Annotated in this window: 7 protein-coding genes and 2 pseudogenes; 8 read left to right on the top strand and 1 reads right to left on the bottom strand. The window is 55.6% G+C overall.

All coding sequences use genetic code 11. The annotated features are described in order from the left end of the window. The 3 genes and pseudogenes from tuf (GOV89_RS14055) to tuf (GOV89_RS14045) all read left to right on the top strand — a co-directional run. Positions 1-269, top strand: a pseudogene (tuf, locus tag GOV89_RS14055) (elongation factor Tu); the annotation flags it as partial. 146 nt (positions 270-415) lie between these two features. Continuing rightward, on the top strand, positions 416-2,242 hold the full coding sequence (locus GOV89_RS14050; RefSeq protein ID WP_171238469.1) for an amidohydrolase: 1,827 nt from the start codon (positions 416-418) through the stop codon (positions 2,240-2,242). 34 nt (positions 2,243-2,276) lie between these two features. Further along, a pseudogene (gene tuf / locus GOV89_RS14045) lies at positions 2,277-2,417 on the top strand (elongation factor Tu); the annotation flags it as partial. Between the two features lie 93 nt (positions 2,418-2,510). On the opposite strand, the gene GOV89_RS14040 reads toward tuf (GOV89_RS14045), so the two are convergent. After that, a complete protein-coding gene (locus tag GOV89_RS14040) occupies positions 2,511-3,575 on the bottom strand; it encodes a DUF1214 domain-containing protein (protein WP_217352165.1) in 1,065 nt (354 codons plus the stop codon). A gap of 346 nt (positions 3,576-3,921) precedes the next feature. Here GOV89_RS14040 and rpsJ point away from each other — a divergent pair, with 346 nt between their 5' ends. From rpsJ to GOV89_RS14015, 5 genes are read left to right on the top strand one after another with little or no spacing between them, the layout of a single operon-like run. Next, positions 3,922-4,236, top strand: coding sequence for a 30S ribosomal protein S10 (rpsJ, locus tag GOV89_RS14035; protein WP_008756422.1), 315 nt, complete (start codon positions 3,922-3,924; stop codon positions 4,234-4,236). 18 nt (positions 4,237-4,254) lie between these two features. After that, positions 4,255-4,980, top strand: coding sequence for a 50S ribosomal protein L3 (gene rplC / locus GOV89_RS14030; protein ID WP_170574972.1), 726 nt, complete (start codon positions 4,255-4,257; stop codon positions 4,978-4,980). Next, positions 4,977-5,594: a 50S ribosomal protein L4 gene (rplD, locus tag GOV89_RS14025; RefSeq protein ID WP_068340788.1), complete on the top strand. Its 618-nt coding sequence runs from the start codon at positions 4,977-4,979 to the stop codon at positions 5,592-5,594. The genes rplC and rplD overlap by 4 nt, the downstream gene beginning before the upstream one ends. After that, positions 5,591-5,887: a 50S ribosomal protein L23 gene (locus GOV89_RS14020; RefSeq protein WP_008757532.1), complete on the top strand. Its 297-nt coding sequence runs from the start codon at positions 5,591-5,593 to the stop codon at positions 5,885-5,887. Before rplD ends, GOV89_RS14020 begins: the two co-directional genes overlap by 4 nt. Beyond that, complete coding sequence (locus GOV89_RS14015) at positions 5,884-6,516, top strand: hypothetical protein (RefSeq protein WP_171181590.1); 633 nt, start codon at positions 5,884-5,886, stop codon at positions 6,514-6,516. The genes GOV89_RS14020 and GOV89_RS14015 overlap by 4 nt, the downstream gene beginning before the upstream one ends. Positions 6,517-6,524 lie beyond the last annotated feature (8 nt).

Here is a 6,524-nt window from a genome sequence, read left to right as displayed (position 1 = left end):
AAGCCGAAGCCTACATCCTGACCAAGGAAGAAGGCGGTCGTCACACTCCGTTCTTTGCGAACTACCGTCCTCAGTTCTACTTCCGTACAACTGACGTGACCGGCACCGTGACCCTGGCTGAAGGCACTGAGATGGTCATGCCCGGCGACAACGTGTCGTTCGGCGTTGAGCTGATCGCCCCGATCGCGATGGAGCAGGGCCTGCGCTTCGCGATCCGCGAAGGCGGCCGCACCGTCGGCGCCGGCGTTGTGTCGAAAATCATCGAGTAATCACGGTAGGCCGGGCTTCAGCCCGGCACATCGGTGAGACTAAGAAGGCCGCTCCCTAAGGGGCGGCCTTTTTCTTTTTCGCAAACGTCCACCGAGATGCTAAACTCTTTCGTATTGGATTATTGCAATTCGAAAGAGGTCATAAGATGCACGTATCGGCATGTTCGCTCTGTCTTGTTGCGGCAATTACTTTTTCATCTAGTTCGGCGTTGTCCCAACAAATCGCGGATCGCATTTACCTAGGCGGGCCAATCGTCACGATGCATGACGATGACCCCTCTGCCGAGGCGGTCGCGGTCAAAGACGGGCGCATTCTGGCTGTTGGATCGCTGTCTGACCTGTCTGTGCATCAAGGTGATGGAACGGAAACATTCGATTTGAACGGACGGGCGATGCTGCCGGGCTTCGTGGACAGCCACGGACATGTTGTCATGGGAGGATTGCAGGCGCTGTCAGCCAACCTTCTCGCGCCACCCGATGGCGAGGTCGTTGATATCGCAAGTCTGCAATCCACGCTGACTGACTGGGCCGAGGAGAATGCGCAGGCCGTTGAACAGGTCAAAATGATCATTGGCTTTGGCTACGACAATGCTCAACTGCAGGAATTGCGCCACCCTACACGGCAAGAACTGGACGTGGTGTCCGAAGACTTGCCTATCATCATCATTCATCAGTCCGGGCATCTGGGTGTCGCAAATTCCAAAGCTCTGGAGTTGGCAGGCATCACCGCCGCTTCTGAGGCACCACCCGGTGGTGTAATTCAGCGTGATGAAGCAGGAGAGCCAAACGGTGTTCTGGAAGAATACGCCTTCTTTTCGGTTCTCGTACCCATGTTGGGAAATCTGGGTGAGGACGGCTTGGCTGCCTTCGCCCGAGCCGGAACCGAACTTTGGGCAAAGTTTGGATATACGACCGGACAAGAAGGCCGTTCTTCTGGCGAAATTGTAGAAGTTCTTAGGAAAGTTGCGGCCGAAGACGGACTTCCAATCGACGTTGTAGCGTTTCCGGATGTTCTAGAGGCCAGGGAATTTATCGGTGCCAATACCTCAGAGGACTATGAAGACCGGGTTCGGGTCGGGGGCTGCAAGCTTACGATTGACGGCTCGCCTCAGGGTTTTACTGCGTTGCGGGATCGACCCTATTTTGATCCGGTTGGAAATTACGCTGCTGGGTATGCGGGATATGCAGCCATTACAATGGAGCAACTCCAAGATGCCGTGAACTGGTGTTATGAAAACGGCTTTCAGATTTTGGTGCATTCGAATGGTGAAGGGGCCTCTGACATGCTGATTGCCGCATTGGAAGAAGCGCAGATGAAGTATGGTGACCCCGGCAACCGTCCGGTTCTGGTGCACGGTCAGTTCTTACGAGAAGACCAGGTTGCCAGCTTCAAGCGCCTTGGCGTGTTCCCCTCCCTTTTCCCGATGCACACATTCTATTGGGGGGACTGGCATCGGGATCACACCGTTGGGCCGGTCAATGCCGACAACATCTCACCCACCGGGTGGCTGCACGAACGGGACATGATGTTTGGCACGCATCATGATGCCCCGGTGGCCTTTCCAGACAGCATGCGGGTCCTTGCGGCAACGGTCACGCGTCGCACACGGTCGGGCGACATTTTGGGCCCGCATCAGAGGGTTAATGTCATGACCGCCCTGAAGGCCATGACGATTTGGCCCGCATGGCAACACTTTGAGGAAGATGAGAAGGGTTCGATCGAAGTGGGGAAGGTCGCCGATTTTGTGATCTTGTCCGATGATCCAACATCCATCGACCCCGAGACGTTGGCCGAACTGGAGGTGCTTGTGACTGTCAAAGGGGATGAGGTTGTCTATGAAGCCCAAGAGAGTGTGAAAGAAGGCAATTTGCAGTTTTCACCTTTTTCGAATGACCCGGTGATTGCGCATGTTTTCTTGCATGCGATCTATCAGGGAATGAAGGTAGAAGAGCCGTGGCTTGTACGGAATTAGGCTAAGGATTTAGGTTTCGGTTGCTTGAAGCCCTGAAATAGTCATGCCTGACCAAAACGCGTCGTTCAGCGTTGAGCTGATCGCACCGATCGCAACGGAAATAGGCCTCCGCTTCGCGACCCGCGGAGGCGACCGCACCGTCGGCGCTTGCGTTGTCTCGAAAATCATCGAGTAAGGCGCGCTTGCCGCAACTCGGTTGAACTAAAGAAGGCCGTCCCATATCGGGGCGGCCTTTTCTTGCAACAGCTTATAAATCAGGCTTTTGCGTTCAGTCCGTGGACACTGGGACAGCCTTGGGGAAAGTCCACGTTCCATCAAGGATTTCGGGACCAGGTTGATACAGGCGCACTGCATAGTTCCACCCATCTGTCAACGGGATGCAGTTTACGCGTCCGTCACCGCATCCGCCAAGATGAACAGTCATGCTGCCGTCATCGTTTTCCGCGCCTGAAACAGAGTTTACATTGTAGACGCCGGTTTCGTTTTCCTCAAAAAAGCCATCCGCGTTGTAGACGCTGATGGACCAAAAGGCGTCCACCGGGACCGCAGCCGGGATATCGATTTTATATTCACCAACAGGGCGATTGGGGTCAATCGACAGATAGAAGGCGGATTCTTCCGGCAATCCCCCCCAGCCAAAAGCAGCGCCCAGAAAGTGGCGGATGGGGTCCACTTCACTTTTGGGACCAAACGTGGCCCGGCTATCAGGAATAAACCGGCTGAGCGATAGCGCAGCTTGCAATACGCCATCAAAACTTTTCTCGTCATAATGAGGCGAGATAAAGGGTTTTGCGGACTTTGCCTCTAAAGTGATTTTGTCTTGCAAAGCAGAAACTTCCGCGATGTCATCGGGATCGCTGGCATCCACTAGAAGCCTCACAATCATCACGACAAAAGGGGTGTCGAACGTGTCAAAATCCAATTCATAGGTTCCAGCGCCCAGAAACACCTTGTTCATATAGTGATCCTGATTGACGATCTGGGCCGAGATGTAGCGGTTCCCTCCGTCCGGTAAGGTGAGGGTTGCTCCTTCGGTGATGTCAATGACTGCCATACTGTAAAGGGTGTCCCGATTCATGCGGATCGTGGGTTGTTGGTCAATCGGGGTAGGTTCTCGAATGTGCAAAACTTTGTTGATACCGCCAGATAGTGCCACGTATTTCCCAAACTCGATATCCGTGGCGGCCCGTGCAAAATTGTCGACCGTGACAGGAACATTGCGACTGTCAAAGAACTTTCTCAGGTCATTCGATGCGCCTTGTGCGGCAGAATCGTCAAAAGGCATTGTCAGTGCAGCGCCAAGGAGCACAGCAGTTGCAACATGCTTAAGCATCGTGATTCTCCTTTGGTAAAAATGGGTCGACCACTATCCCACGGGGGTGCCAGTTCAATTTGGTCTATGACTATCCGAGACAGAGTTTAATGATTGCGGCTTTCGTATGCATTGAGGTAAATCAAAGGCTGACCCGCGATGACGAGCAAGCGCCTCACTATCGGGTAGCTGCCTCGAGCAGTGTTGAAATTTCCCCCCTTGCCAAACCCCACCAATCCCACTAATACGCGCGAGTTCTCAATAAGAACATCAAGGCGGGATGATTCCCGCCTTTTGGGTTCGAAGAGGGTTGGCGATGCGCGTCTGTCCTCCTCTCAACCTCAACGCCTGATAAAAGGCTGTTAATATGCAAAGCCAAAACATCCGTATTCGGCTGAAGGCATTTGACTATCGCGTTCTGGATGCCAGCACGCAAGAGATCGTCAACACTGCCAAGCGGACCGGCGCGAACGTGCGCGGCCCGATCCCGCTGCCGAACAAGATTGAGAAGTTCACGGTTCTCCGTGGCCCTCACGTTGACAAGAAATCCCGCGACCAGTTCGAGATCCGCACGCACAAGCGTCTGCTCGACATCGTTGATCCGACCCCCCAGACCGTAGACGCGCTGATGAAGCTCGACCTCGCTGCTGGTGTGGACGTCGAGATCAAGCTGCAGTCGTAAGATCGGAGGGTATAGATTATGCGCTCTGGTATTATCGCAAAAAAAGTTGGCATGACCCGCCTGTTCATGGAAGACGGCAAGCAGATCCCTGTGACCGTTCTTCACCTGGACAACCTGCAGGTCGTTGCACAGCGTACCGCTGACAAAGACGGCTACACCGCCGTTCAGCTGGGCGCCGGTGCTGCCAAGGCAAAACGCACCTCGAAGGCCATGCGCGGCCACTACGCCGCTGCAAAGGTCGAGCCCAAGCGTAAGCTGGCCGAGTTCCGCGTCTCTGAAGATGGCCTGATCGAAGTGGGCGCCGAGATTTCGGCAGAACACTTCCTGGAAGGTCAGAAAGTTGACGTTTCGGGTACCTCGATCGGTAAAGGCTTTGCCGGTGCAATGAAGCGCCACAACTTTGGTGGTCTGCGCGCCTCGCACGGTGTTTCGATCAGCCACCGTTCGCACGGTTCGACCGGTCAGTGTCAGGATCCGGGCAAGGTGTTCAAAGGCAAGAAGATGGCCGGTCACATGGGTGCTGCCCGTGTAACCACCCAGAACCTGGAAGTTGTCAAAACCGACGCCGACCGGAACCTGGTCTTCATCAAAGGCGCCGTTCCCGGACCGAAATCGGGCTGGGTCACCGTCAAGGACGCCGTGAAGAAGAAAGCACCGGAAGGCCTGCCTTTCCCGGCTGCTGTGAAATCGGCTGCAACCGAAGCACCTGCGGAAGAAGCTCCCGCGGAAGGTGGTGAAGCATGAAACTTGATGTAATCAAACTGGACGGCGGCAAAGCCGGCGACATCGAGCTGAACGCCGATCTGTTCGGTCTCGAGCCGCGTGCGGACATCCTGCACCGTGTGGTCCGTTGGCAGCGTAACAACGCGCAGGCCGGCACCCACAAGGTCAAGACCCGCTCGGAAACCAGCTACTCGACCAAGAAGATCTATCGCCAGAAGGGCACCGGTGGCGCACGCCATGGTGACCGCAACGCGCCGATCTTCCGCAAGGGTGGTATCTACAAGGGCCCGACCCCTCGTTCGCACGGCCACGACCTGCCGAAGAAGTTCCGCAAGCTTGGCCTGCGCCACGCTCTGTCGGCAAAAGCCAAAGCAGGTGAACTGGTTGTGATCGAGAACGCCGAAGCCGAAGGCAAGACCGCTGCTCTGGCCAAACAGGTTGCAAACCTGGGCTGGAAACGTGCTCTGGTCATCGACGGCGCGACCGTGAACGAAGGGTTCCTGAAAGCGTCCAAGAACATCGAAGGTCTGGATATCCTGCCGTCGATGGGCGCAAACGTCTATGACATCCTCAAGCGTGACACCCTGGTGCTCACCAAAGCGGCTGTCGAAGCACTGGAGGCTCGTCTGAAATGAGCGCGAAGGCAGAACACTACGACGTGATCCGCAAGCCGATCATCACCGAAAAGTCGACCATGGCGTCCGAAAACGGCGCGGTTGTCTTTGAAGTGGCGATCGACAGCAACAAGCCGCAGATCAAAGAGGCCGTTGAGGCTCTGTTTGGTGTGAAGGTCAAGGCGGTGAACACCACCGTGACCAAAGGCAAGGTCAAGCGGTTCCGCGGCCAACTGGGCCGTCGGAAAGACGTCAAAAAAGCATATGTGACCCTGGAAGAGGGCAACACCATCGACGTGAGCACCGGTCTTTGATCCGACGCTTACTGCGACTATTTACGGCCTCGGCGGATCAACCCGCCGAGGCCGATTTCGTTTCAGACCCTGAGACCACGCGTACACAAGTGCTGGAGAAGATGCGCGCGTTCAGCGCCGAACCGTATTTCCAGATTGCTGACGAGCAACTGGGGCTTTTGTCTGTTTTCGATGATTTGAAATATGACCGGGCCGACGTAGACATGATCTCTCCGGCGATGCGTCGTCATGTGGTCGGCAAGCTTGGCCCATTGGGATTCCGTCAGACCTCTGGTACGGTGCTTGAACACGCCGAGGCGGACATGCGCGTACACATCCCCAAATTCCACGCCTTGGGCGCGTCGCCGTTTGACATTGCGCGCTACACAGACAAGCGCCCGCAGGATTACTGCCTGCTGACCCCCACACAAGTTGCTTGCCAGTTCGTGGACCACTACGAGCTGGACGGTGCCGTGCAGCGGATCGAGTTGCTTGTTAAGAAACACCCGATCAACTTACTAAAACTGGCTGACTATCTGGAAGGGAAACCCAAGCACCGCGCGTTTCGCGAGGTATTAGGATACATCAAGCGTCAGCAGCGGTTGGCTGTGGAATCCGAACCTCTCTGCCGCAGGCGGTCTTTAGGGTAGGGGCCATG

This window comes from Ruegeria sp. HKCCA5763 (assembly GCF_013034545.1).
Taxonomy (GTDB): Bacteria; Pseudomonadota; Alphaproteobacteria; order Rhodobacterales; family Rhodobacteraceae; genus Ruegeria.
The sequence above is the reverse complement of the archived record's forward strand: the minus strand, read 5'-3'. Positions and strand labels throughout refer to the sequence as shown.

What these genes read in the sequence shown, in the direction of transcription:
- GOV89_RS14050 (WP_171238469.1), top strand. Translation starts at nt 416, where the DNA reads ATGCACGTATCGGCATGTTCGCTCTGTCTTGTTGCGGCAATTACTTTT.
- GOV89_RS14040 (WP_217352165.1), bottom strand. Translation starts at nt 3,575, where the DNA reads ATGCTTAAGCATGTTGCAACTGCTGTGCTCCTTGGCGCTGCACTGACA.
- rpsJ (WP_008756422.1), top strand. Translation starts at nt 3,922, where the DNA reads ATGCAAAGCCAAAACATCCGTATTCGGCTGAAGGCATTTGACTATCGC.
- rplC (WP_170574972.1), top strand. Translation starts at nt 4,255, where the DNA reads ATGCGCTCTGGTATTATCGCAAAAAAAGTTGGCATGACCCGCCTGTTC.
- rplD (WP_068340788.1), top strand. Translation starts at nt 4,977, where the DNA reads ATGAAACTTGATGTAATCAAACTGGACGGCGGCAAAGCCGGCGACATC.
- GOV89_RS14020 (WP_008757532.1), top strand. Translation starts at nt 5,591, where the DNA reads ATGAGCGCGAAGGCAGAACACTACGACGTGATCCGCAAGCCGATCATC.